General features: G+C 58.3%; 23 protein-coding genes, 5 tRNA genes and 1 pseudogene. 19 read left to right on the forward strand and 10 right to left on the reverse strand.

From position 1 onward, the window contains the following. Positions 1-21 precede the first annotated feature (21 nt). Positions 22-1,155, reverse strand: a complete 1,134-nt coding sequence (norW, locus tag KB890_RS19940; protein ID WP_002914823.1) for an NADH:flavorubredoxin reductase NorW — start codon at positions 1,153-1,155, stop codon at positions 22-24. Continuing rightward, entirely contained in the window at positions 1,152-2,600 is a 1,449-nt protein-coding gene (gene norV / locus KB890_RS19945; RefSeq protein WP_004145759.1) for an anaerobic nitric oxide reductase flavorubredoxin, read from the reverse strand. Before norV ends, norW begins: the two co-directional genes overlap by 4 nt. 187 nt (positions 2,601-2,787) lie before the next feature. Between norV and norR the strand changes: the two genes are divergently transcribed. Next, the gene (gene norR / locus KB890_RS19950; RefSeq protein WP_004890240.1) at positions 2,788-4,338 is read left to right on the forward strand and encodes a nitric oxide reductase transcriptional regulator NorR; all 1,551 of its coding nucleotides are present in this window, start codon (positions 2,788-2,790) and stop codon (positions 4,336-4,338) included. Here the strand turns inward: norR and gutQ are convergent. The 7 genes from gutQ to KB890_RS19985 all read right to left on the reverse strand — a co-directional run bounded on the left by gutQ (position 4,301) and on the right by KB890_RS19985 (position 9,324). Continuing rightward, positions 4,301-5,266: an arabinose-5-phosphate isomerase GutQ gene (gene gutQ / locus KB890_RS19955; RefSeq protein WP_004174691.1), complete on the reverse strand. Its 966-nt coding sequence runs from the start codon at positions 5,264-5,266 to the stop codon at positions 4,301-4,303. The two genes, norR and gutQ, sit on opposite strands and share 38 nt — an antisense overlap. Continuing rightward, entirely contained in the window at positions 5,259-6,032 is a 774-nt protein-coding gene (srlR, locus tag KB890_RS19960; RefSeq protein WP_002914817.1) for a glucitol operon DNA-binding transcriptional repressor SrlR, read from the reverse strand. The genes gutQ and srlR overlap by 8 nt, the downstream gene beginning before the upstream one ends. Before the next feature lie 66 nt (positions 6,033-6,098). Next, positions 6,099-6,458, reverse strand: coding sequence for a transcriptional regulator GutM (gene gutM, locus KB890_RS19965; RefSeq protein ID WP_020324935.1), 360 nt, complete (start codon positions 6,456-6,458; stop codon positions 6,099-6,101). Between the two features lie 157 nt (positions 6,459-6,615). Continuing rightward, entirely contained in the window at positions 6,616-7,395 is a 780-nt protein-coding gene (gene srlD, locus KB890_RS19970; RefSeq protein WP_002914815.1) for a sorbitol-6-phosphate dehydrogenase, read from the reverse strand. A gap of 12 nt (positions 7,396-7,407) precedes the next feature. Continuing rightward, positions 7,408-7,770: a PTS glucitol/sorbitol transporter subunit IIA gene (srlB, locus tag KB890_RS19975; protein ID WP_004174693.1), complete on the reverse strand. Its 363-nt coding sequence runs from the start codon at positions 7,768-7,770 to the stop codon at positions 7,408-7,410. 13 nt (positions 7,771-7,783) lie between these two features. Beyond that, entirely contained in the window at positions 7,784-8,764 is a 981-nt protein-coding gene (locus tag KB890_RS19980; RefSeq protein WP_004181013.1) for a PTS glucitol/sorbitol transporter subunit IIB, read from the reverse strand. Next, the gene (locus KB890_RS19985; protein WP_002914812.1) at positions 8,761-9,324 is read right to left on the reverse strand and encodes a PTS glucitol/sorbitol transporter subunit IIC; all 564 of its coding nucleotides are present in this window, start codon (positions 9,322-9,324) and stop codon (positions 8,761-8,763) included. The genes KB890_RS19980 and KB890_RS19985 overlap by 4 nt, the downstream gene beginning before the upstream one ends. Before the next feature lie 276 nt (positions 9,325-9,600). Here KB890_RS19985 and mltB point away from each other — a divergent pair, with 276 nt between their 5' ends. Beyond that, positions 9,601-10,680, forward strand: coding sequence for a lytic murein transglycosylase B (mltB, locus tag KB890_RS19990; RefSeq protein ID WP_004174694.1), 1,080 nt, complete (start codon positions 9,601-9,603; stop codon positions 10,678-10,680). 132 nt (positions 10,681-10,812) lie between these two features. Here the strand turns inward: mltB and KB890_RS27830 are convergent. Further along, positions 10,813-10,893, reverse strand: a pseudogene (locus tag KB890_RS27830) (hypothetical protein); the annotation flags it as partial. Between the two features lie 278 nt (positions 10,894-11,171). Here KB890_RS27830 and KB890_RS19995 point away from each other — a divergent pair. The 17 genes from KB890_RS19995 to gshA all read left to right on the forward strand — a co-directional run bounded on the left by KB890_RS19995 (position 11,172) and on the right by gshA (position 23,984). Further along, entirely contained in the window at positions 11,172-11,882 is a 711-nt protein-coding gene (locus tag KB890_RS19995) for a metal ABC transporter ATP-binding protein (RefSeq protein ID WP_015958867.1), read from the forward strand. After that, positions 11,879-12,742, forward strand: coding sequence for a metal ABC transporter permease (locus tag KB890_RS20000; protein WP_004149458.1), 864 nt, complete (start codon positions 11,879-11,881; stop codon positions 12,740-12,742). The genes KB890_RS19995 and KB890_RS20000 overlap by 4 nt, the downstream gene beginning before the upstream one ends. A gap of 7 nt (positions 12,743-12,749) precedes the next feature. Next, entirely contained in the window at positions 12,750-13,628 is an 879-nt protein-coding gene (locus KB890_RS20005) for a metal ABC transporter substrate-binding protein (RefSeq protein WP_004174698.1), read from the forward strand. Between the two features lie 139 nt (positions 13,629-13,767). Further along, positions 13,768-14,265 carry a nicotinamide-nucleotide amidase gene (gene pncC / locus KB890_RS20010; protein ID WP_004181009.1) on the forward strand — a complete coding sequence of 166 codons (498 nt, stop codon included), beginning with the start codon at positions 13,768-13,770 and terminating at the stop codon, positions 14,263-14,265. Positions 14,266-14,355: 90 nt separating this feature from the next. Next, positions 14,356-15,414: a recombinase RecA gene (gene recA, locus KB890_RS20015; RefSeq protein WP_002914769.1), complete on the forward strand. Its 1,059-nt coding sequence runs from the start codon at positions 14,356-14,358 to the stop codon at positions 15,412-15,414. Between the two features lie 67 nt (positions 15,415-15,481). Then, entirely contained in the window at positions 15,482-15,982 is a 501-nt protein-coding gene (gene recX, locus KB890_RS20020; RefSeq protein ID WP_004181008.1) for a recombination regulator RecX, read from the forward strand. Positions 15,983-16,232: 250 nt separating this feature from the next. Next, positions 16,233-18,860, forward strand: coding sequence for an alanine--tRNA ligase (gene alaS / locus KB890_RS20025; RefSeq protein ID WP_002914765.1), 2,628 nt, complete (start codon positions 16,233-16,235; stop codon positions 18,858-18,860). Positions 18,861-19,223: 363 nt separating this feature from the next. Continuing rightward, a complete protein-coding gene (gene csrA / locus KB890_RS20030; RefSeq protein ID WP_000906486.1) occupies positions 19,224-19,409 on the forward strand; it encodes a carbon storage regulator CsrA in 186 nt (61 codons plus the stop codon). Between the two features lie 322 nt (positions 19,410-19,731). After that, a tRNA-Ser gene (locus KB890_RS20035) sits at positions 19,732-19,824 on the forward strand. Between the two features lie 4 nt (positions 19,825-19,828). Next, positions 19,829-19,905: transfer RNA gene (locus KB890_RS20040), tRNA-Arg, on the forward strand. A 150-nt stretch (positions 19,906-20,055) separates the two neighbouring features. Beyond that, positions 20,056-20,132 (forward strand) — tRNA-Arg (locus KB890_RS20045). A gap of 61 nt (positions 20,133-20,193) precedes the next feature. Further along, positions 20,194-20,270: transfer RNA gene (locus KB890_RS20050), tRNA-Arg, on the forward strand. Between the two features lie 228 nt (positions 20,271-20,498). Continuing rightward, positions 20,499-20,575 (forward strand) — tRNA-Arg (locus KB890_RS20055). Between the two features lie 354 nt (positions 20,576-20,929). Continuing rightward, positions 20,930-21,244 carry a BON domain-containing protein gene (locus tag KB890_RS20060; protein WP_002914359.1) on the forward strand — a complete coding sequence of 105 codons (315 nt, stop codon included), beginning with the start codon at positions 20,930-20,932 and terminating at the stop codon, positions 21,242-21,244. 125 nt (positions 21,245-21,369) lie between these two features. Next, positions 21,370-21,936: a fructose-1-phosphate/6-phosphogluconate phosphatase gene (yqaB, locus tag KB890_RS20065; RefSeq protein ID WP_004174701.1), complete on the forward strand. Its 567-nt coding sequence runs from the start codon at positions 21,370-21,372 to the stop codon at positions 21,934-21,936. Further along, on the forward strand, positions 21,933-22,361 hold the full coding sequence (locus KB890_RS20070) for a YqaA family protein (RefSeq protein ID WP_002914355.1): 429 nt from the start codon (positions 21,933-21,935) through the stop codon (positions 22,359-22,361). Before yqaB ends, KB890_RS20070 begins: the two co-directional genes overlap by 4 nt. Positions 22,362-22,427: 66 nt before the next feature. After that, entirely contained in the window at positions 22,428-23,984 is a 1,557-nt protein-coding gene (gshA, locus tag KB890_RS20075; protein ID WP_004180990.1) for a glutamate--cysteine ligase, read from the forward strand. Positions 23,985-24,011: the final 27 nt, after the last annotated feature.

Raw genomic sequence — 24,011 nt, forward strand, 5'->3', positions numbered from 1 at the left:
CGCCGCAAGCCGGGAAAACCATCAACTTACCAGTTGTTTGAGCAGCGCAAAGGCTTCCTTCATTTTGTCTTCACTCACCACAAAGGCCCGCAGCTGGTTTTCGGCATCCACGCCTTTCGCCACCAGCCCCTCTTTGGCGGCCACGATATTCCACGTCAGATCGTCGCGGCGGGTGTCGCCGGCCAGATGCAGCGGCAGATCCGGGGTTTTCACCTTCACCAGCATTGGCGGCAGCTTGAGTTCTCCCGCCTGCGCCAGCAGATTTTTACTCAGGCACATGGCGCTGAGTAAAATCGGCTGCAGGAACGGCAGTACCACGCCGTTGATTTCCGCACAGTCGCCGAGCGCATAAATCGCCGGGTCGCTGGTTTGCAGCTGGCTATTGACCACAATACCGCGGTTAATCTGCAGTCCGGCGTGGCGCGCCAGCGACGTTTCCGGGCGCAGGCCGGCGGCGGCCACCACCGCATCGACGGTTATCGCGCGCTGGCGATCGAGACTGACGCGAATGCCGTCGGCGGTTTGCTCCAGCCCCTCCAGCTGCGTTTTCAGCATCAGATGTACGCCCATCTCGGTGAGCCGATGCTGCAGGCGGCTGCTGGCCTCCGGCGGCATCAGCGCCGCCAGCACGCTGGCGGAGTTATCGACTACCGTTACCGCTTTACCGGCGCGGCAGAAATCCATCGCCAGTTCGCAGCCAATCAGGCCGCCGCCGACGATCAGCACGCGCTTCGCGTCGTGCAGCCGGCTCTGCGCCGCGCCATATTCGCGCTGGCTATTGAGCGTTAGCATCAGCTCGCGCCCCGGCACCGACGGGATAAACGGCGTCGCGCCGGTGGCCAGCACCAGTTTGTCGTAGCGCCACTGGTTATCGTGGCTCTTCACTAACCGGTTTTCGGCGTCGATATCGCTTACCCAGGTATGGGGAAACAGACGCAGAGTGTACTGCTCGGCGAACTCGCCGGCACTTTGCAGGGTCAGATCGTCGGCCTTCTGTCCGCGGCTGATGACATGGCTGAGGTCCGGTTTGTTGTATTCATCCATGCTATCGGCGGCGATGAGGGTCAGCGGGATTTGCGCATCCTGCTTACGAATATTTTTCACCAGCTGGCGGGCCGCGAAGCCCGAGCCGATGATGACGATGCCATCACTCATTTTGCCTCCGTCGCCAGTACGTCAAAGACATCTTTGCCAAGAGAACACTCAGGGCAGAGGAAATTGTCCGGCACTTCGCTCCACGGCGTACCCGGCTGTACATCCTGATTAGGTTCGCCTTTCGCCGGGTCATAGACCCACTGGCACACGCTGCACTGCATCATGGGACCGAGATCGGCGGCCGCGGCGGCGGCACAGGCGCAGTCTTGTGGTTCCGGCGTTGTCGCTGCTTCAGCAACCGGCAGCGGCGAGAGGGCCCATTGGCGGGCGATGTCGCGACCGTGTTGGCGGCACAGCTCCAGCGCGTCGATATCCGGGCGCCATTTGGCTTTCAGGCTCAGCGACATCTCAAAGCCGGCATCCTGCAGGCGGGTGGACAGGCGGTCTACCGCGCCGCCGCTCCAGCCGTGCGAGCCAAAGGCGCTGGCGCGTTTATTGCGAAAACGCAGCCCGGTCATCTCTTCCACCAGCCCGGCGATTTTCGGCATCATCACGTTGTTCATGGTGGACGTGCCGACAAGTACGCCTTTCGAGCGGAAAACATTGGTGAGGATGTCGTTTTTGTCGCTGCGGGCGACGTTAAAGATTTTCACCGCTACCCGTGGGTCAACCTCGGTGATCCCCTGGGCAATGGCGTCCGCCATCATGCGGGTATTATTGGACATGGTGTCGTAAAAGATGGTGATGCGATCTTCCTGATAATCCGCCGCCCACTCGAGGTATTTCTCGACGATTTGCGTCGGGTTATCGCGCCAGACCACGCCGTGGGAGGTGGCAATCATCTCCACCGGCAGGTTGAAGCCGAGGATTTCAGTAATTTTCGGCGTCACCAGGCGGCTGAAGGGCGTCAGGATGTTGGCGTAGTAGCGCTGGCACTGTTCGTACAGTTCAGTCTGGTCCACTTCATCGTTGAACAGATGTTCGTCGCAATAGTGCTGGCCGAAGGCGTCGTTGCTGAACAGCACCGCGTCGCCGGTCAGGTAGGTCATCATGCTGTCCGGCCAGTGCAGCATCGGCGTTTCCACGAAGATCAGCTGTTTACCGTTACCGATGTCGAGAGTATCGCCGGTTTTCACCACGTGGAAGTTCCACTCCGGATGATGATGGTGGCCGTTGATCGAGTCGATGGCGTTGGCGGTGCAGTAGATCGGCGTATCCGGGATCTGCATCATCAGTTCGGTCAGCGCGCCGGCATGGTCCTCTTCGGCGTGGTTAATGACGATATAGTCGAGGTCGGCGAGGTCGATTTCGCGGCGCAGGTTCTGTACGAACTCGCGGCTGAATTTATGATCGACGGTATCGATCAGCACGTTTTTCTCTTCGCGGATGAGATAGCTGTTGTAGCTGCTGCCGCGCAGCGTTTTATATTCGGTGCCGTGGAAATCACGCACTTCCCAGTCACGTTGGCCAACCCAAAGAATGTTATTTTTCACCACAATAGACATAGCAACCTCAATCAATACAGTGTGTTTAAACTCAGTTGACTGGCTTATATCAAGTTGCGTGCCAACTTTTTAATTCATTGATAATTATCTGTTTTTAATTTTTTCTGATTTTGGTTGTTGTCAAAATGACAATGGTTAAAATAGTCGATATGACAATGCGTATTGTCAAAATGACAATGGAGCGGCAATGAGTTTTTCCGTCGACGAGCTGGCGAGAATCGCCATAGATTTACAAAGCGATATTGGTCACACCGACCGCTTTTCGCGCCTGATTACTACCCTGCGGCAAATTCTTGGCTGCGATGCCTCGGCGCTGCTGCGCTATGAGGCGCATCAGTTTGTGCCGCTGGCGATCGATGGCCTGGCGCAGGATGTGCTCGGTCGGCGCTTTGCCCTGGAAGGACACCCGCGGCTGGAGGCGATTGCGCGCGCCGGGGATGTGGTGCGCTTCCCGGCGGATAGCGACCTGCCCGACCCCTATGACGGGCTGATCCCCGGTCATGAGAGCCTCAAAGTCCATGCCTGCGTGGGACTGCCGCTGTTTGCCGGGCAGACGCTGATTGGCGCGCTGACCCTGGACGGCATGGATGCCGATCGTTTCGATAGCTTCAGCGATGAAGAGCTGCGGCTGATTGCCGCGCTGGTGGCCGGGGCGCTGAATAATGCGCTGCTTATCGCCCGCCTTGAAGCGCAAAACGTCCTGCCGGCGCAGGCGGTGAATTACCCGCTGCCGGAGCGCCAGGAGATCATCGGCCTGTCGGGGCCCATGCTGCAGCTGAAAAAAGAGATCGATATCGTCGCCGCCTCGGATTTAAACGTGCTGATCAGCGGCGAAACCGGCACCGGCAAAGAGCTGGTGGCGAAGGCGGTGCATCAGGGGTCACCGCGAGCCGCCAACCCTCTGGTGTACCTCAACTGCGCGGCGCTGCCGGAAAGCGTAGCGGAGAGCGAGCTGTTCGGCCATGTGAAAGGGGCATTTACCGGGGCTATCAGCAACCGCAGCGGTAAATTTGAGATGGCGGATAATGGCACCCTGTTTCTTGACGAAATCGGCGAACTGTCGCTGGCGTTGCAGGCCAAACTGCTGCGCGTGCTGCAGTATGGCGATATTCAGCGCGTCGGCGATGACCGCAGCCTGCGGGTCGATGTGCGGGTGCTGGCGGCGACGAACCGCGATCTGCGCCAGGAGGTGGTGGAAGGGCGCTTTCGCGCCGATCTGTACCATCGGCTGAGCGTCTTCCCGCTGTCGGTTCCGCCGCTACGCGAGCGGGAAAGTGACGTGGTGCTGCTGGCGGGCTATTTCTGCGAGCAGTGCCGCCTGCGGATGGGGCTGGCGCGGGTCATTTTGGCTGAGGCGGCGCGAAACCGGCTGCAGCAGTGGTCCTGGCCGGGCAACGTGCGCGAACTGGAGCATGCTATCCATCGGGCGGTGGTGCTGGCGCGGGCCACCCAGGCCGGTGATGAAGTGGTCCTGGAGCCGCAGCATTTCCAGTTTGCGGTGGCGGCGCCGATGTTGCCGACTGAGACGGCGGCAGCGGCGCCCGCGACGGGAAACATCAATCTGCGCGAGGCGACCGACTCTTTTCAGCGAGAAGCCATTAGCCGCGCGCTGGAGGCGAACCAGGGCAACTGGGCGGCGACCGCCCGAGCGCTGGAACTGGACGTCGCCAACCTGCATCGGCTGGCGAAACGTCTGGGGCTTAAAGGATCCCCGCCTGGTAAAAGTTCTGCAGGTTAATGGCGCCGACCAGTTGGCCGTTCTCATCCACTACCGGCGCGGCGCTGATTTTGTGTTTCATCAGCCGCTCTTTGGCTTCCACCGCGCGGCTATCCGCCTGCAGCGTTACGCCGTTGCGGGTCATCGCCCGAGTGACGCCATCGTTGAGCGTACCGCCAGCAACCAGCCAGCGGCGCAGGTCGCCGTCGGTGAAAACGCCCTGCACGCGGTTGGCTTCATCGCAGACCGCCACCAGGCCGAGTCCGGTTCGGCTTAGTTCGAGCATAGCGTCCATGACGTTGGCCTCGGTATTGACCCGCGGCACTTCTTCATCACGACGCATCAGGTGATGCACTTTGTTCAGCAGCCGCGCGCCGAGGGCGCCCGCCGGGTGGGAACGGGCGAAATCCTCTTCATTGAAACCGCGCGCCTGCATCACCGCCATCGCCAACGCGTCGCCCAGCATCAGCGTATTGACGGTGCTGGAGGTTGGCGCCAGATGCATCGGGCAGGCCTCGCGCTCCACGGCGATATCCAGCACCGCTTTCGCCGCCAGCGCCAGCGGCGAGGTGGATTTGCCGGTCATCGCCAGCAGCGGAATGCCTTTTTCTTCCAGCCGCGGCACGATGAGATCCAGCTCTTTCGCGCTACCGGAGTAGGAGATAAACAGCATCACGTCGCGGCTATCGAGCATGCCGAGATCGCCGTGCAGGGCTTCCGCCGGATGGACGAAAAAGGCCGGGGTGCCGGTGCTGGCGAAGGTTGCCGCCAGCTTTTTACCGATGTGGCCGGATTTACCGATACCGGAGACAATCAGTTTGCCCTCGCAGTGGATAATGGTTTCCGCCGCGCGGATGAAGTCGTCGCCCAGGCGCTCCGGCAGGCGGCTCGCCTCCTGCAGCTCAAGCATCAGGGTCTGGCGTCCGGCCTCTAACAAAAAGTTACTCATGATGTTCTCCAGTAATAATGACTTCAATGCCTTTGGCTTCCAGCGCCCGCTGGAATTCCGGGTCAATATCGGCATCGGTAATCAATTTATCCACGCGTTCAAGGCCGCAGACAATATTGGGGCTTTTACGACCAAACTTGGATGAGTCGGCCATCAGGATCACTTCGCGGGCGGCGTTGCACATCGCTTTGCTGACGGTATAGACCTCATTAAAGGTAGTGACTCCGGCGTTCAGATCGATACCGTCGGTGCCCATAAACAGCTTGTCGAAGCTGAACTGTTCGAAGGCGTTTTCCGCCAGCTGGCCGTGAAAAGAGGCCGATTTTTTACGGAAGGTGCCGCCCGGCATCAGGATGGTCTGCTCGTTATCGAACTCTGATAGCGCGTTGACGATATGCAGGCTGTTGGTCATCACCGTGATGTTATTAAAGTGACTCAGCAATGGCACCATCTGCAGCACGGTGCTGCCGGCGTCGAGGATAATTGAATCGCCATCGTGGATGTATCGCACGGCGGCCTCGGCAATCTGCGCTTTTTTATGGGTGTTGATCAGCGTCTTATGGTCAATCGGCGGATCGGCTTCATCCTTGTTGAGTACCACGCCACCGTAGGTGCGAATGACGGTGCCGGCGTTTTCCAGCGTGACCAGATCCTTGCGGATGGTGGTGCCAGTGGTATCGAAGTGTTGCGCCAGCTCTTCGACCGAGCATTTTCCCTGCGACTGCAGGAACTCGAGAATGGCTGCCTGGCGCTGACGTGGTTTCATAGGCGTCTATCCTGCGTTTAAGTTTCGAAGTGATAATTTCGCAAGATATTTACTTTTACAACGAAATTATCCATGTTTCGGATTAAGCGCTAATGATAGTGCATTCTGACAGCGCGGATCATGGGGAAAGATCACATCAGGCTGCAATTCCGCAATATGTTTGCCTGCCAGAGCCGGGATCTTTTGCGGACTGGCGAAAATGGTGAAGCCTTTCATCAGCAGCGTGTCGCAAATGCGGTCGTTATCATCGACGGCGATGGCGACGATGGCGCGCGGTTGAAAGCGCCCGGCGGAGCGGCCGACGCCCACCCGCCCCTGCTGGCACAGGCTATCAAAGGCGCGATTGAAGCGGCGGATCTGCCAGCCGCCAAAGGCCAGCTGGGTAAGCCAGGCGATGGCGGCGACGATGATTAATGCAGTAACCATAGGTCTCTCCTTAAGGGGGGCGGGAACAGCCCAGGTCACGGCGCGAGCGCCTAACCCGAGCGACCCGCGGTGCCGTTTTTTTGTCGGGTGGCGGCTAACGCCTTACCCGACCTACAGTTTTGTAGCCCGGATAAGCGCAGCGCCATCCGGGAACCTGTTAAAACATCACCTGGCCGCCGGTGACGTTGATCGACTGCCCGGTGCAGTACGACGCCTGTGGGCTAGCGTAAAACATCAATACGTTCAGCACATCCTGATATTCGCAGCCGCGCTTCAGCGGCACCTTGTCGATGTAGTACTGCTCGACTTCGCTCTCATCGATACCGAGCTTGGTGGCATACTGCGGCAGCAGCGACTGGAACATCGGCGACTTCAGCAGATTGCCGAGCATCAGCGAATGCACGGTAATGCCATATTCCGCCAGATCCAGCGCCAGCGACTGGGTCAGCCCGACGCCGCCGAACTTCGCCGCGCTGTAGCCGGAGTTGTGCTTACTGCCGACTTTGCCGGATTTCGAGTTGATCTGAATGATCCGCCCCTTAATACCGTCGCGGATCATCAACCGCGAGAACTCGCGGGCGCAGAGAAAATAGCCCACCAGATTGACCTGCAGCGAGCGGTCGAAATCCCCCAGCGCGAAGTCGCTAATAAACGCCGCCTTGGCGATCCCGGCACTGTACACCAGCAGGTCGACGCGCGAAAAAATCTCATCCACCCCGTGGGCCAGGGCGGTGACGCTGGCCTCGCTGGTGGCGTCGGCGCCGAAGCCGTACGCCATACCTTCGCCATACTCAGCGTTAATCTCCTGGGCGACGCGGCTGGCTTTTTCGCTCTGAATATCGACCACCGCCACGCGGTAGCCTTCGGCGGCCAGCCCGCGGCACAGAAACTCTCCTAAGGTTTGTCCACCGCCAATGACAACAGCAACCTGATTCATCTCTCTCTCCTTTTAAGCAACAAACTTCAGTACGCAGCCGGGCGCGATGGCGTCCGGCACCGGGCCCGCCACATGGACGGTACCTGGGAACTCCGCTTCACGATGGCCGTCAAAGCGCAGGGTGATGTGGCCCAGCTCGCGCAGGTTTTGTTCAGCGACCTCGCCGACGGCGGTCACCGGGTAGCGCTGTTCGCCAAGCTGCAGCTCTGCCCCCGGCTGCAGCGTGCCAGCAAGCTCGCCGTGGTTGTGAATAAAGCAGTACTCTTCGATATCCGCCGGGGCGCCCTCGCGGAAGGTGATCAGCATTTGCTCTTCCAGCGCCATCGTCGCGCAGGCGCCGATGTGCGTAATGGTGGTCTGGTAAATCACAGTCATCTGCAGGAACCTCTTACTGGTAAATAAATCCGGAAACGAACCACGCGATCAGCACCGTTGGTGCGCCGGTCAGAAAGCGGCTGACCAGCACTGACGGCACGCCGACGCGCACGGTATCCTGGCGGGCTTCGGCTAGCGACAGGCCTACCGGAATAAAATCGCAGGCGGCCTGGGCGTTAATGGCGAATAGGGCGGGCAGGGCGAGGTGCGGCGGAATGTTGCCGAGGCCGATTTGAACGCCGATCAGCACGCCGATCACCTGGGCAATAACCGCGCCGGGGCCGAGAAACGGCGACAGCAGCGGGAAAGAGCAAATCAGCGCCAGGGTTACCAGCCCCAGCGGATGGCTGGCGAGCGGCGCCAGGCCGTGGGCGATCCAGTCGCCGATGCCGGAGGCCATGATGATGCCGATCAGCGCCGAGACGAAAGCCATAAACGGCAGAATGGTTTTCAGCACCGTATCAATGGTGTCGCGCCCGGCCTGGAACAGCACCGCCACCACCGAACCCATGCCCATCCCGACCTTCGCCAGCAGGCCATCGCTCTGTTCAGTAATCTTCTTGCTGGTGTCGTAATCGCGACCCGCGCTCTTGTTTTCCGCCGGCGGCTCGGAAACCCCTGCGCTGTCGGGAGCGATGCACTGGATGTTGTCCTCTTTGACGCCGGAGACATAAATATCTTCCGTGATGTACTGGGCCAGCGGCCCTGATTTGCCGGTGGCATGAATATTCACCGTCGGGATGCGGCGCTTAGGATAGAGCCCGCAGCGCAGGGTGCCCCCGCAGTCGATAATTGCCACGCCGATGTTGCTTTCCGCTGGTTCCCCCTCTTTAAACCCGTCCACCGGCTGCCAGCCGGTCAGGCTGGCGATGCGGTCAACGATCGCCGGGCGGGTGCCGGCGGTGATATAGACGATCTTTTTGCCTTCGACGGCGTCGAGCTCAAGCGGGCCGCCCCAGCCGCCGGTGCCTTTCTCTATACGAATACGGGTCATGATGTCGCTCCTGACAGATGCACTTTCTGGGAAAGCTGAATCGCCATTTTTCTCTCGAAAATCGAGGTGGTCAGGTCGGTGACCCAGCCGCGGAAGAAGTTAGTCACCAGCCCGACCAGCAGGTAGCTCACCGCCAGCGGACCGAGCGGTAGGCCGAGGGTAGTGAGGCCGTTGGCGATGCCGAGATAGACGAACAGCTCGCCGGGGTTGATATGTGGAAACAGCCCGTTCATTGAGTGGCAGCTATACGACGCCGCCGCGTAATAGCTGGGCTTGTACTTCTCTGGCATAAACCGGCCGAGGCTTAACGTCATTGGGTTACAAAACACGAAGGTGCCGATGCAGGGTAGCAGCAGGTAGCGGGAGATTGGGTTTCCTGCGCAGCGCTGCGCCAGCTTCTCGATCCGCTGCTGGCCGATAAAGTTGATCAGCGCGTTCATGATCACCAGCAGGCTGATCAGCAAGGGGAGGATCCCGGTCACCATGCCGGTAAATACCTCGCCGCCTTTCTGAAACAGGCCGATAAACCACTCCGCGCCGTGGGTCACGACGTCAATCATTGTTCTCTCCTTCAGCATGTTATTTTTCTTGCTAATCGCAGGCTGATTTTAATCATTTTGAAAGGTTTAAAAGTGTTAAATGGATCGCAAAATGAAAGATAAATATTTTATTTTGAAAGATGATGCGGGCGAGATGAAATGTTGCAGGGCATGAAAGCACGCACGGGAGGAGCCGTTGAAGGACTATTTTGTCTACAAACAGATTGTCGCTTTCTTGTTGGTCGTCGCATGCTTTACCATAATTATCCCTTGCTGAATTTGTTAAACGGAATTCCCATGTTGAAGCGTCGCTATCTGGCTTTACTTCCCCTTTGTGTGCTCCTCGCTGCCTGCAGCAGCAAACCCAAGACCCCCGCGGAAACGGAGATGGCGAGTGGAACCGGCGGCTTTTTGCTGGAACCGCAGCATAACGTGATGCAGATGGGCGGCGACTTCGCCAACAACCCGGCGGCGGCGCAGTTTATCGATAAGATGGTGGCGAAGCACGGCTTCGACAGGCAGCAGCTGCAGGAGATCCTGTCGCAGGCAAAGCGCCTGGATTACGTCCTGCGGCTGATGGATCGTCAGGCGCCGACCGGCCTGCCGCCAACCGGGCCGACCGGCGCCTGGCTGCGCTACAAGAAACAGTTCATTACCCCGGATAATGTGCAGAACGGCGTGGTGTTCTGGAATCAGTATCAGGACGCGCTCAACCGCGCTTATCAGGTTTACGGCGTGCCGCCGGAAATCATCGTCGGCATTATCGGCGTGGAGACTCGCTGGGGCCGGGTGATGGGCAAAACCCGGATCCTCGACGCGCTGGCGACGCTGTCGTTTAGCTACCCGCGCCGCGCCGAATACTTCTCGTCGGAGCTGGAAACTTTCCTGCTAATGGCGCGCAGCGAAAGCGACGACCCGCTGGATCTGAAAGGCTCTTTCGCCGGGGCGATGGGCTACGGTCAGTTTATGCCGTCCTCCTATAAGCAGTATGCGGTCGATTTTAACGGTGACGGACATATCAACCTGTGGGACCCGGTGGATGCTATCGGCAGCGTGGCCAACTACTTCAAACAGCATGGCTGGGTGAGCGGCGATCTGGTGGCGGTGCAGGCGCTGGGGCAGGCCCCGGGGCTGGAGAATGGTTTCAAGACTAAATACAGCGTTTCGCAGCTGGCGGCCGCAGGGCTGACCCCGACCCAGCCGCTGGGTAACCATCAGCAGGCCAGCCTGCTGCGGCTGGACGTCGGCACCGGCTATGAGTACTGGTACGGGCTGCCGAACTTCTACACCATCACCCGCTACAACCACAGCACCCACTACGCGATGGCCGTCTGGCAGCTGGGTCTGGCGGTTGCGCAGGCCCGCGGCGGTTATTAATCCTTTCATCCGGCTGACAATTTCCCCAGCCTCCCCGGATAACGGCGCGTAGCGCCTTATCCGGGTTACGGTCCGGTATCCGGTTGCTAGCCACGGTAAGCGCAGCGCGACCTGGGGAGAGTTCAATGACAGCTTGTCGCCCATCGGCAACACTGCGGCTACGTTACGCGCCGTCATCCGCACGTTGGCGGCGGAGTTCGCCAGCGCCTTATCCGGGCTACGGTCTGGTATCCGGTTGCTAGCCCCGGGAAGCGCAGCGCGACTGGGGGATGACGCCGAGGAGGCCGCGCTTATCCCCCCGTTTTTTCCCGTCTCCATGCCTCTTGTTGACCTTTGTTACATTTCCGCTGACTGACGCTGATTTACATTCTTTCTTCGCTTCGTTATTGTTATGTTATAACATTAAATTGAGGCGGGGATATGTTCACATCGATTTTTATGGCATCCGGCGCGGCGCGCGCGGCTATCGCAGGCGTGCTGCTGGCGGCGCTATGGTTAGCAACCTGGTGGGCGGTGACGCTGCCATGATTGAACTGGAGCAGCTGGTCGCCGGCTATGACGGGGTAGCGATCACCCCTCCGCTGAGCGGGATGATATGCCCCGGCAGCCTGACGGCGATTGTTGGCCTCAATGGCTGCGGAAAATCAACGCTGCTGAAAACCCTCGCCGGGTTTCTTCCGCCGGTCAGTGGCCGCCTGCGCTGGCAGGGAAAACGGCCGGTGATCGGCTGGCTGGCGCAGCGCCATGCCCTCGAGTCGCAGTTTCCTCTCAACGTGCAGGATGTGGTAAGCCAGGGCGCATGGCCTGGCGTGTCGCTGCTGCGCGGTCTGGGGGGCGGCACCCGGCGACGCATCGGCGCGGTGCTGGAGCGGGTCGGGCTGGCGGGCCTGGCGAAAACGCCGATCGAAGCGCTCTCCGGCGGCCAGTTTCAGCGCATGCTATTTGCCCGGGTGATGGTGCAGCAGGCGCCGCTGGTGATGCTCGACGAGCCCTTCACCGGTATCGACGAAGCGACCAGTCGCGAACTAATGGATTTGATCCTCGAGATGCACCGGCAGGGACAGACCATCCTGGCGGTGCTGCATGATAACCAGCGGGTGGCCGACTTTTTCCCCGAGACGCTGCTGCTGACTCCCCAGCGCGCCTGCTGGGGCGCTACCCGGGCGGTGCTCCCGGCCTTCAGTCATGTGAGGTCGGCATGATCTGGCACACCTTCTTTCAGCCTTTCATTGAATTCGGCTTTATGCGTCGGGCCCTCGTGGTGTGTCTGGCGCTGTCGCTGAGCACCACCATGCTGGGCGTCTTCCTGCTGCTGCGGCGCATGAGCCTGATGGGCGATGCGCTGTCGCACGCCATTCTCCCCGGCGTGGCGGTGGGGTATCTGCTGAGCGGCATGTCGCTGCTGGCCATGACCCTCGGCGGCTTCATCGCCGGCATCGTGGTTGCCCTGGTGGCCGGGTGGGTGAGCCGGCGGACACCGTTAAAAGAGGACGCCAGTTTTGCCGGATTTTATCTGGGCTCGCTGGCCCTGGGCGTCACCCTGGTGTCGCTGCGCGGCTCCAGCGTGGACCTCCTGCATCTGCTGTTTGGCTCCATTCTGGCGGTCGACCGCGATGCGGCGCTGTTTGTCAGCGGCGTCGCCAGCCTGACGCTATTGTGCATTGCGCTGTGCTACCGCGGTCTTGTCAGCGAGGCGTTCGACAGCGCCTGGCTGCAGGTGAATCACCGGCGGCTGCCTGCGCTGCTGCATGGGCTTTTTCTGGCGCTGCTGGTGCTTAATCTGGTGGCCGGGTTTCAGGTGCTCGGCACGCTGATGGCGGTAGGGGTAATGATGCTCCCGGCGGTCGCCGCGCGCTGCTGGGCGCGCACGCTGCCGGGCATTCTGCTGCTGGCGGCGGGAATGGGCGCGCTCTGCGCCTGGCTGGGATTAAGCCTCTCCTGGGCGATTAGTCTTCCCGCCGGGCCCGCTATTGTGCTGACCGCCAGCGCACTGTTTTTTGTTTCGCTATTTTTTGGCACGCGCAGCCGGCTGCTGGTCGGTTGGCGCACATTGATGGGGTAAGGAAATGATGAAACGTAGTGCAATAGTGGTCGCGCTGGCCCTCGGCCTGATGGCGCAGGGGGCCATGGCGAAAACGCTGAATGTGGTAAGCAGTTTTTCGGTGTTGGGTGATATAGCGCAGCAGGTCGGCGGGGAGCATGTCCATGTGGATACCCTGGTCGGCCCGGACGGCGATCCGCACACCTTCGAACCGTCTCCGAAGGATAGCGCGCTGCTCAGCAAGGCCGACGTGGTGGTGGTTAACGGCCTGGGGCTGGAAGGGTGGCTGGATCGCCTGATTAAGGCCTCTGGTTTTAAGGGCGAGCTGGTGGTGGCATCGAAAGGCGTCAAGACCCATACCCTTGATGAAGAGGGTAAAACGGTGACCGATCCCCACGCCTGGAACAGCGCAGCGAACGGCGCATTGTATGCGCAGAATATCCTCGATGGTCTGGTGAAAGCCGACCCGGAAGATAAAGCGGCGTTGACCAGCAGCGGCAAGCGCTATATCGACCAGCTGACGTCTCTCGACGGCTGGGCGAAAGCGCAGTTCAGCGCCATTCCGCTGGCCAAGCGCAAGGTCCTGACCAGCCATGACGCTTTCGGCTATTTTGGCCGGGCTTATCACGTGACCTTCCTCGCGCCACAGGGGCTCTCTTCAGAGAGCGAGGCCAGCGCGGCGCAGGTGGCGGCGCTGATTAAGCAAATCAAAGCGGATGGCGTCCATACCTGGTTTATGGAGAACCAGCTTGACCCGCGGCTGGTGAAGCAGATTGCCAGCGCCACCGGCGCGCAGCCGGGGGGCGAACTCTATCCGGAAGCGCTATCTAAGCCGGGCGGCGTCGCCGATAGTTACGTCAAAATGATGCGTCACAACGTTGAGCTTATCGCTAACAGCATGAAGTAACAGGTTGTCTGGTCGTCCTGGTTATCACAGGACGACCCATTTCTGGATCCCCCCTCGTAAAATCGCCACTTCATCCCCATATCTCTGTCGAAAGTGCTATCTTTGATGGCCTCTTTATCCGGAGCAAAGCGGGGCGATAATGACCGATTCAGAATTAATGCAGCTAAGCGAGAAGATTGGCCGGGCGCTGAAGGCGCGTGGGGCGACGGTGACCACGGCGGAATCCTGTACCGGCGGCTGGATTGCGAAATCGATCACCGATATTGCCGGCAGCTCGGCGTGGTTTGAACGCGGCTTTGTCACCTACAGCAACGAAGCTAAATCGCAAATGATCGGCGTCAGCGAAGCGACGCTGCGCGACAACGGCGCGGTAAGCGAACCGGTGGTGGTGGAGATGGCGATTGGCGCGCTGCGCGTGGCGCGTGCGGATTATGCCATCTCCGTTAGCGGCGTCGCCGGGCCGGATGGCGGCAGCGTCGAAAAGCCGGTCGGCACGGTATGGTTCGGCGTCGCCAGCGTGAGCGGGCAAGGGGTGACGCGGCGGGAATGCTTTGCCGGAGACCGCGAAGCGGTGCGTCGTCAGGCGACGGCCTATGCGCTAAATCTGCTCTGGCAACAATTTCTACAAAACACTTGATACTGTATGACTATACAGTATAATTGCCTCAACTGAACAAATATTAACGGCGAAGCGAACACGCTTTACCCTGCATGATTAGGAGTAACAATGGCGATCGACGAAAACAAACAGAAAGCGTTGGCGGCTGCACTGGGCCAGATCGAAAAGCAATTCGGTAAAGGCTCCATCATGCGCCTGGGTGAAGACCGCACCATGGATGTGGAAACCATCTCCACCGGCTCGCTTTCTCTGGATATCGCGCTGGGCGCCGGCGGTCTGCCAATGGGCCGTATCGTCGAGATCTACGGTCCGGAATCCTCCGGTAAAACCACCCTGACGCTGCAAGTTATCGCCGCAGCGCAGCGTGAAGGTAAAACCTGTGCGTTCATCGATGCTGAACATGCGCTGGATCCTGTCTATGCACGCAAACTGGGCGTCGATATCGACAACCTGCTGTGTTCTCAGCCGGACACCGGCGAGCAGGCGCTGGAGATCTGTGACGCGCTGGCGCGCTCTGGTGCGGTTGACGTTATCGTCGTCGACTCCGTCGCGGCGTTGACGCCGAAAGCGGAAATCGAAGGCGAAATTGGCGACTCTCACATGGGCCTTGCGGCGCGTATGATGAGCCAGGCGATGCGTAAGCTGGCGGGTAACCTGAAGCAGTCCAACACGCTGCTGATCTTTATCAACCAGATCCGTATGAAAATTGGCGTGATGTTCGGTAACCCGGAAACCACTACCGGTGGTAACGCGCTGAAGTTCTACGCCTCTGTGCGTCTGGACATTCGCCGCATCGGCGCGGTGAAAGAGGGCGACAATGTCGTCGGCAGCGAAACCCGCGTCAAAGTGGTGAAAAACAAGATCGCCGCGCCGTTTAAACAGGCCGAATTCCAGATCCTCTACGGCGAAGGCATCAACTTCTACGGCGAGCTGGTAGACCTCGGCGTAAAAGAGAAGCTGATTGAGAAAGCGGGTGCCTGGTATAGCTACAACGGCGACAAAATCGGTCAGGGTAAAGCGAACGCGATCACCTGGCTGAAAGAGAACCCGGCGGCGGCGAAAGAGATTGAGAAGAAAGTGCGCGAACTGCTGCTCAACAATCAGGATGCGAAGCCAGACTTCGTTGTTGACGGCAACGACGCAGAAGAAACCGAACAGGATTTCTGATATCGTCTGCAAGACTGACAGGGCTGCTTAGGCAGCCCTTTTGCTTTGTGAGATTATCGAGGTGCCTGTGACTGAACCTTCATCACGCCGCTCCGGCTACGCCCGCCTGCTGGACCGTGCTATCCGCATTCTGGCGATGCGCGACCACAGCGAGCAGGAGCTGCGACGCAAGCTGGTCGCTCCGGTGATGAGCAAAAACGGTCCTGAGGCGCTGGACGTCACCCCCGACGAGCTGGAGCAGGTTGTCGCCTGGTGTATCGAAAACCGCTACCTTGACGACAACCGCTTCGTCGGCCAGTTCATCGCCAGCCGGAGCCGCAAAGGCTATGGTCCGGCGCGCATTCGCCAGGAGCTCAGCCAGAAAGGCATTGCGCGCCAGGTCGTTGACCAGGCGATGCGCAAATGCGATATCGACTGGGTGAGCCTTGCCAGGGAGCAGGCACAGCGTAAATACGGCGAACCGTTACCTTCCGCCTTTACTGAAAAAGTGAAAGTTCAGCGATTCCTGCTTTACCGCGGCTACCTGATGGAAGATATCCAGGAAATCTGGCGAAATTTTGCAGATTGACCCATCCGGGATTTTACTTCGCCGTAAAGAAAACTTATCTTATTCCCACTTTATTCCGTCGGGCCGCTGGTTGTGACTGTGCAGGCAGCGGCCTGGGCGATTATTCCTTTACACAAAATCATTCAAGCTGCATCAGGGCGGCAAGAGAGACTCTCTTTCGCAACGTACGTCAGTTCGGTGCCGGAAGAGCAAGCGCAGCCAGGACAGAGGCGACTTGAAGGATGACGTGTAGCTTGATTTCAGGATAATTATGAGCAAGAGCACCGCTGAGATCCGTCAGGCGTTTCTCGACTTTTTCCATAGCAAGGGACATCAGGTAGTTGCCAGCAGCTCCCTGGTGCCGCACAACGATCCGACCCTGCTGTTTACCAATGCAGGGATGAACCAGTTCAAGGATGTCTTCCTTGGTCTCGACAAACGTAATTATTCGCGTGCGACCACCGCACAGCGTTGCGTGCGTGCGGGTGGTAAACACAACGATCTGGAAAACGTCGGTTACACCGCGCGTCACCACACCTTCTTTGAAATGCTGGGCAACTTCAGCTTTGGCGATTACTTCAAGCAGGATGCCATCAAATACGCGTGGGAACTGCTGACCGGTGAGAACTGGTTCGCGCTGCCGAAAGAAAAACTGTGGGTTACCGTTTACGAGACCGATGACGAAGCTTTCGACATCTGGGCCAATGAAGTAGGCGTTCCGCGCGAGCGTATTATCCGCATCGGCGACAACAAAGGCGCGCCGTTTGCTTCTGACAACTTCTGGCAGATGGGCGACACCGGTCCGTGCGGCCCGTGCACCGAAATCTTCTTTGACCACGGCGATCACATCTGGGGCGGCCCTCCGGGAAGCCCGGAAGAAGATGGCGACCGTTACATTGAGATTTGGAACATCGTCTTCATGCAGTTCAACCGTCAGGCTGACGGTACCATGGAGCCGCTGCCGAAGCCGTCCGTCGACACCGGTATGGGTCTGGAGCGTATTGCCGCGGTGCTGCAGCACGTTAACTCCAACTATGACATCGACCTGTTCCGCGATCTGATCGCCAGCGTGGCGAAAGTCACCGGCGCGACCGATCTGACGAACAAGTCGCTGCGCGTTATCGCCGACCACATTCGCTCCTGCGCCTTCCTGGTTGCCGACGGCGTGATCCCGTCGAATGAAAACCGCGGCTACGTGCTGCGTCGTATCATTCGCCGCGCGATCCGTCACGGCAACATGCTGGGCGCGAAGGACACCTTCTTCTGGAAACTGGTTGCCCCGCTGATCGATGTGATGGGCTCCGCCGGCGACGAGCTGAAGCAGCAGCAGGCTCAGGTTGAGCAGGTGCTGAAAACCGAAGAAGAGCAGTTTGCCCGCACCCTCGAGCGCGGCCTGGCGCTGCTGGATGAGGAGCTGTCGAAGCTGAAAGGCGACACCCTGGACGGCGAAACCGCCTTCCGTCTGTACGACACCTACGGCTTCCCGGTCGACCTGACCGCCGATGTGTGCCGCGAGCGCAACATCAAGGTTGATGAAGCTGGTTTTGAAGCCGCGATGGAAGAGCAGCGCCGCCGCGCGCGCGAGTCCAGTGGTTTCGGCGCCGACTATAATGCGATGATCCGCGTTGACGGCGCCTCTGAATTTAAAGGCTACGATCATCTGGAGCTGAACGGCAAGGTTACCGCCCTGTTTATCGACGGCAAAGCGGTGGATAGCGTTAGCGCTGGCCAGGAAGCGGTGGTGATCCTTGACCAGACCCCGTTCTATGCGGAGTCCGGCGGCCAGGTGGGCGATAAAGGCGAATTAAAAGGCGCGGGCTTCTCCTTCGCAGTCAGCGACACGCAGAAGTACGGCCAGGCTATTGGTCATATCGGTAAAGTCGCCAGCGGCACACTGAAAGTGGGTGACGCGGTGCAGGCCGACGTAGATGAGGCTCGCCGTCAGCGTATCCGTCTCAACCACTCCGCGACGCACCTGATGCACGCGGCGCTGCGCCAGGTGCTCGGCACCCATGTGGCGCAGAAAGGTTCGCTGGTCAATGATAAAGCGCTGCGCTTTGACTTCTCGCATTTTGAAGCGATGAAGCCGGAAGAAATTCGTGCGGTGGAAGACCTGGTCAACGCGCAGATCCGTCGTAACCTGGCTATCGAAACCAACATTATGGATATCGATGCCGCGCGCGCATCCGGCGCCATGGCGCTGTTTGGCGAGAAATACGACGATCGCGTGCGCGTTCTGCGGATGGGCGACTTCTCCACGGAGCTGTGCGGCGGGACTCACGCGGCGCGTACCGGCGATATCGGCCTGTTCCGCATCACGTCAGAGTCCGGCACCGCTGCTGGCGTGCGCCGTATCGAAGCGGTGACTGGCGAAGGCGCGATGGCCATCCTGCATGCGCAGAGCGATCAGCTCAATGATATCGCTCAGCTGCTGAAGGGTGACAGCCACAATCTCGGCGAGAAGGTTCGCGCCGCGCTGGAGCGTACCCGTCAGCTGGAAAAAGAGCTGCAGCAGCTGAAAGAGCAGGCTGCGGCGCAGGAGAGCGCAAACCTCTCCAGCAAAGCGGAAGAGATTAACGGCGTTAAGCTGCTGGTCAGCGAACTGACCGGCGTTGAGCCGAAAATGCTGCGTACCATGGTTGACGATCTGAAGAACCAGCTCGGTTCGACGATCGTTGTATTAGCTACGGTAGCGGATGGTAAGGTTTCTCTGATTGCAGGTGTGTCTAAGGATGTGACAGACCGCGTGAAAGCAGGGGAGCTGGTTGGTATGGTCGCCCAGCAGGTGGGCGGTAAAGGGGGCGGTCGTCCGGATATGGCGCAGGCCGGTGGTACCGATGCGTCTGCTCTCCCTGCAGCGTTAGCCAGTGTGAAAGGCTGGGTCAGCGCAAAACTGTAATAACTATAAACGCATTTACCCTAAATAATTCGAGTTGCAGGAAGGCGGCGACGCAGCGAATCCCCAGGAGCTTACTCAAGTAAGTGACTGGGGTGAGCGAGGAAAGCCAACACACATGCAACTTGAAGTATGACGGGTATAGGTGCCATAACCAGAGGGTTATGGCACCTTGCGTCAGAAACACTGATAACGATAAAGTCGGGTTGAAATTGTGTATATCGGCTAAACTTAGGTTTAACAGAATGTGATGCCATGACTGCTTATACCCTAAGGTATTTGTCATCGCTTACTTTTTGGCGTTATATGATGGATAATGCCGGGATACGAGAGACCCGACTCTTTTAATCTTTCAAGGAGCAAAGAATGCTGATTCTGACTCGTCGAGTTGGTGAGACCCTCATGATTGGAGATGAGGTCACTGTGACAGTTTTAGGGGTGAAGGGTAACCAGGTTCGTATTGGCGTAAACGCCCCTAAAGAAGTGTCTGTTCACCGTGAAGAGATCTACCAGCGTATTCAGGCTGAAAAATCCCAGCAGTCCAGTTACTAAGGTTTCCGCGCCTCGCTGTGCAGTGAGGCGCATCACTTACCGCCGCTTTTTCCCTTTTTCTGTTTTTTCCCCCTGCGCCATACCGCTTTTCATTACCCTTTGCCGCTTTGGTCGTTTGGCGTTATGCCAGCGTCAGGGCTGATTTCCTGTTGATAAATTGCCCTTTTTGCCGTTTTTGCACGCGAATTGCGTGCGAAGTGTGCAAACGAAAAAAGGTCTCGAAAAAGTGTTTGACTTATAAGTACCAGAAAGTAATATGTGCGCCATCGCAGCGACGAAGAGCAGAAACAAGTTCTTCGAAGCACTCGAAAGAGGCGTGTGTGGTGAGGTGGCCGAGAGGCTGAAGGCGCTCCCCTGCTAAGGGAGTATGCGGTCAAAAGCTGCATCCGGGGTTCGAATCCCCGCCTCACCGCCATTTTGCATCCGTAGCTCAGCTGGATAGAGTACTCGGCTACGAACCGAGCGGTCGGAGGTTCGAATCCTCCCGGATGCACCATCTTCTTTCTGAATTAAGAGAGAAGAGCGCTGTGAAAGCAGCGGCCCGCAGTGCGAGGCATAATCGAGTCACTCTACCGATTAGGCCATCATACTCAGTGTGGCATGTGTTAGTTGTGACACTGACGCGTAGTAAAGCAAGTTTCCCGATGCATCCGTAGCTCAGCTGGATAGAGTACTCGGCTACGAACCGAGCGGTCGGAGGTTCGAATCCTCCCGGATGCACCATTCTTTAATAAGAATGGCAAATCGCGAAATTTGATATCAGAATTACAGCAGTAATCCCGATGCATCCGTAGCTCAGCTGGATAGAGTACTCGGCTACGAACCGAGCGGTCGGAGGTTCGAATCCTCCCGGATGCACCATATTCTCCTTGATAACAGCGACGATGTTGTTTTATGGTCTGCGAAATTATCGCCAGCACCAGGGAGGATAACGTTGCGTAAGCAACGGCCCGTAGGGCGAGGCGCAGCCGAGTAATCCTCCCGGATGCACCATATTCTCCTTAGTAACAGCAACATTGTTGTTATCTGGTTTGCGAAACCATCGTAAGTGCCAGGAGAGTAACCCCGCAGTAAAATAGCTTTCCCGATGCATCCGTAGCTCAGCTGGATAGAGTACTCGGCTACGAACCGAGCGGTCGGAGGTTCGAATCCTCCCGGATGCACCATATTCTCCTTAGTAACAGCGACGATGTTGTTTTATGGTCTGCGAAATCATCGCCAGCACCAGGGGGATAACGTTGCGTAAGCAACGGCCCAAAGGGCGAGGCGTAGCCGAGTCATCCTCCCGGATGCACCATATTCTCCTCAGTAACAACGACGATGTTGTTGCGTAGGCTGCGAAATTATCGCCGCACTCGTTCTGAATGCATAATCTTCACTCTTCTCTCACCATCCCGATTACCTCGTTTTCCATCACTGGCTTCATCCTGACTTTTTTATTGGCAAGACGCGCTTTCCACTATAATTTATCCTTGTATATCAGCGTTATCAGGCTGAGATAAATGCAAGGAGAGAAATCCATGAAATGGTTCAAAGCAATACCTGCTTTTTGCGCGACGCTGCTGGTAACGACGGCCCTCGCTGGCTGTGCGGGATCGGCTACAAAGGAGAGTACGGGCGGCTATATTGACGATACCGTGGTGACCACCAAGGTGAAAACGGCGCTCTTTAACGATAAAGACATTAAGTCCTCAGAAATTAGCGTCCAGACCTTTAAAGGCCGCGTCCAGCTGAGCGGATTTGTCTCCTCCGCGGAGAGCGCTAAACGAGCCGTAGAAGTCACACGCCGAGTGCAGGGCGTGCGAATGGTCGAGAACGATCTGCGTATTAAATAAGGCTGGTTATCCGGCCTAATGTTTGGGGGCGCCTGAGGGCGCCTTTGTCGTCTGCGCCGCTGGCCGCGACAACGGCGGGCTTTTGCGTTACAGTAATCATTCCCAAACCGGTTGGTGAGAAGACAATGTACGAAGGTTACGCAGGACTGATCTTTGATATGGATGGCACCATTCTCGATACCGAGCCGACCCATCGGCAGGCATGGAACGAGGTGTTGGGCCGCTACGGTATGCGTTTCGACGAACAGGCGATGGTCGCGCTCAATGGCTCACCAACCTGGCGAATCGCCCAGGCGATTATCGAACTCAACCAGGCCGATCTCGATCCACATCGCCTGGCGCAGGAAAAAACCCAGGCCGTCAAAGCGATGCTGCTGGACAGCGTACGCCCGTTGCCGCTGATTGAGGTGGTTAAGGCATGGCACGGCCGTCGCCCGATGTCGGTGGGAACCGGCAGCGAGAGCGCCGTCGCCGAAGCGCTGCTGGCGCACCTGGGGCTGCGTCATTACTTCTCCGCGGTGGTGGCGGCCGATCATGTGGTCAACCATAAACCCGCGCCCGATACCTTCCTGCTGTGCGCCGAGCGCATGGGCGTCGCGCCGGAAAAATGCGTGGTCTTCGAAGATGCCGACTTTGGTCTGCAGGCGGCGAAGCGCGCGGGAATGGACGCTGTAGACGTGCGTTTGCTGTGAGCGACGCGCTGTCACTCACCTCGCTGTTTGCCAGTAGCTTTTTAAGCGCCACGCTGCTTCCCGGCAATTCGGAGGTTGTGCTGGTGGCTATGCTACTTGCGGGGGTCAGTCATCCGTGGTGGTTAGTATTAATAGCAACAATCGGCAATAGCCTTGGAGGGGTAACTAACGTTATTCTGGGGCGCCTGTTTCCGCTGCGCAAAACCTCGCGCTGGCAGGAGCGGGCGGCCGGCTGGCTTAAGCGCTACGGCGCGGTCACGCTGTTACTGAGCTGGGCGCCGGTTGTCGGCGATTTACTGTGTTTGCTGGCGGGATGGATGCGCATTTCCTGGGGACCGGTACTCTTTTTCTTATGCCTTGGTAAGGCGCTGCGCTATATCGCTATTGCGGCAGCGACGCTTCAGGGCATGACGTGGTGGCACTAATTGGACTGACAGTTCATCCATTACAATTATGCTTATTCAAACGATTTCGACAGGCGGGAGGTCAAATTGATCCCGGACGTATCACAGGCGCTGGCCTGGCTGGAAAAACATCCGCAGGCTCTGCAGGGTATTCAACGTGGTCTGGAGCGGGAAACGCTGCGCGTGAACGCAGACGGCACCCTTGCAACGACCGGTCACCCTCCGGCGTTAGGCTCAGCGCTGACGCATAAATGGATTACCACCGATTTTGCCGAAGCTTTACTTGAGTTCATTACGCCAGTAGATGGCGATATTGAGCATATGCTGACCTTTATGCGCGATGTCCATCGCTATACCGCGCGTCAGATCGGTGATGAGCGGATGTGGCCGCTGAGTATGCCATGCTATATCGCCCCCGGTCAGGATATTGAGCTGGCGCAGTACGGCACCTCTAACGTGGGGCGCCTGAAAACGCTATATCGCGAGGGGCTGAAGAACCGCTATGGCGCGCTGATGCAGACTATCTCCGGCGTGCACTATAACTTCTCCCTACCGATGGCCTTCTGGCAGGCTAAATGTGGTGTGGAAGACGCTGAGAGTGGTAAAGAGGCCATTTCGGCGGGCTATTTCCGCTCAATTCGTAACTACTATCGCTTTGGCTGGGTGATCCCCTATCTGTTCGGCGCCTCGCCGGCGATTTGCGCTTCGTTCCTGCAAGGAAAGCCGACGACGCTGCCCTTTGAGGAGACGGGCAACGGCATGTATTACTTGCCGTACGCCACCTCGCTGCGCCTCAGCGACCTTGGTTATACCAATAAGTCGCAAAGCAATCTCGGAATTACGTTTAACGATCTGCACGAGTATGTGGCAGGATTGAAGCGGGCGATTAAAACGCCGTCGGAAGAGTACGCCAAAATCGGGCTGCAGAAAGACGGCAAGTATCTGCAGATCAACAGCAACATTCTGCAGATTGAAAATGAACTTTATGCGCCGATCCGCCCGAAACGCGTCACCCGTCGGGGCGAAACCCCGTCCGATGCGCTGTTGCGCGGTGGTATTGAGTATATCGAAGTGCGTTCGCTGGATATCAATCCGTTCTCGCCGATCGGCGTTGACGCCCAGCAGGTGCGTTTCCTCGACCTGTTTATGGTCTGGTGCGCGCTGGCCGACGCGCCGGAGATGAGCAGCGATGAGCTGCTGTGCACCCGCACCAACTGGAATCGGGTGATTCTGGAAGGGCGTAAGCCGGGCTTAACGCTGGGGATTGGCTGCGAAAGCGCGCAGTTCCCGCTGGCTCAGGTGGGCAAAGATCTGTTCCGCGATTTACGCCGCGTGGCGCAGACCCTGGACAGTATCCACGGTGGCCAGGCATATCAGCAGGTCTGCGACGAGCTGCTGGCCTGCTTTGACGATCCGGAATTAACCTTCTCAGCCCGCATTCTGCGTTCTATGATTGAAGAAGGCATTGGCGGTACCGGCCGTGCGCTTGCCGATCGTTACCGGACGCAGCTGCGCGAAGAGCCGCTGGAGATCCTGAGCGAAGACGATTTTATCGCCGAGCGCGACGCGTCGGTGGCGCGACAGAAGAAAGTGGAAGCTGAAGACAGCGAGCCGTTTGAGGCGCTGCTGGCGCGGCACGCGTAGCGCTGGAAAAGAAAAAGGCCACATCAC

The sequence above is a fragment of the Klebsiella sp. P1954 genome (assembly GCF_018199955.1).
GTDB lineage: Bacteria > Pseudomonadota > Gammaproteobacteria > Enterobacterales > Enterobacteriaceae > Klebsiella > Klebsiella pneumoniae.

Coding starts and splice junctions, on each gene's coding strand:
- KB890_RS20060 (WP_002914359.1), top strand. CDS start 20,930: ATGAAATGGTTCAAAGCAATACCTGCTTTTTGCGCGACGCTGCTGGTA.
- recA (WP_002914769.1), top strand. CDS start 14,356: ATGGCGATCGACGAAAACAAACAGAAAGCGTTGGCGGCTGCACTGGGC.
- srlB (WP_004174693.1), bottom strand. CDS start 7,770: ATGACTGTGATTTACCAGACCACCATTACGCACATCGGCGCCTGCGCG.
- KB890_RS20005 (WP_004174698.1), top strand. CDS start 12,750: ATGAAACGTAGTGCAATAGTGGTCGCGCTGGCCCTCGGCCTGATGGCG.
- KB890_RS19985 (WP_002914812.1), bottom strand. CDS start 9,324: ATGATTGACGTCGTGACCCACGGCGCGGAGTGGTTTATCGGCCTGTTT.
- norW (WP_002914823.1), bottom strand. CDS start 1,155: ATGAGTGATGGCATCGTCATCATCGGCTCGGGCTTCGCGGCCCGCCAG.
- KB890_RS20000 (WP_004149458.1), top strand. CDS start 11,879: ATGATCTGGCACACCTTCTTTCAGCCTTTCATTGAATTCGGCTTTATG.
- KB890_RS19995 (WP_015958867.1), top strand. CDS start 11,172: ATGGTTAGCAACCTGGTGGGCGGTGACGCTGCCATGATTGAACTGGAG.
- mltB (WP_004174694.1), top strand. CDS start 9,601: ATGTTGAAGCGTCGCTATCTGGCTTTACTTCCCCTTTGTGTGCTCCTC.
- gutM (WP_020324935.1), bottom strand. CDS start 6,458: ATGGTTACTGCATTAATCATCGTCGCCGCCATCGCCTGGCTTACCCAG.
- norR (WP_004890240.1), top strand. CDS start 2,788: ATGAGTTTTTCCGTCGACGAGCTGGCGAGAATCGCCATAGATTTACAA.
- KB890_RS19980 (WP_004181013.1), bottom strand. CDS start 8,764: ATGACCCGTATTCGTATAGAGAAAGGCACCGGCGGCTGGGGCGGCCCG.
- pncC (WP_004181009.1), top strand. CDS start 13,768: ATGACCGATTCAGAATTAATGCAGCTAAGCGAGAAGATTGGCCGGGCG.
- srlR (WP_002914817.1), bottom strand. CDS start 6,032: ATGAAACCACGTCAGCGCCAGGCAGCCATTCTCGAGTTCCTGCAGTCG.
- alaS (WP_002914765.1), top strand. CDS start 16,233: ATGAGCAAGAGCACCGCTGAGATCCGTCAGGCGTTTCTCGACTTTTTC.
- norV (WP_004145759.1), bottom strand. CDS start 2,600: ATGTCTATTGTGGTGAAAAATAACATTCTTTGGGTTGGCCAACGTGAC.
- csrA (WP_000906486.1), top strand. CDS start 19,224: ATGCTGATTCTGACTCGTCGAGTTGGTGAGACCCTCATGATTGGAGAT.
- yqaB (WP_004174701.1), top strand. CDS start 21,370: ATGTACGAAGGTTACGCAGGACTGATCTTTGATATGGATGGCACCATT.
- srlD (WP_002914815.1), bottom strand. CDS start 7,395: ATGAATCAGGTTGCTGTTGTCATTGGCGGTGGACAAACCTTAGGAGAG.
- gutQ (WP_004174691.1), bottom strand. CDS start 5,266: ATGAGTAACTTTTTGTTAGAGGCCGGACGCCAGACCCTGATGCTTGAG.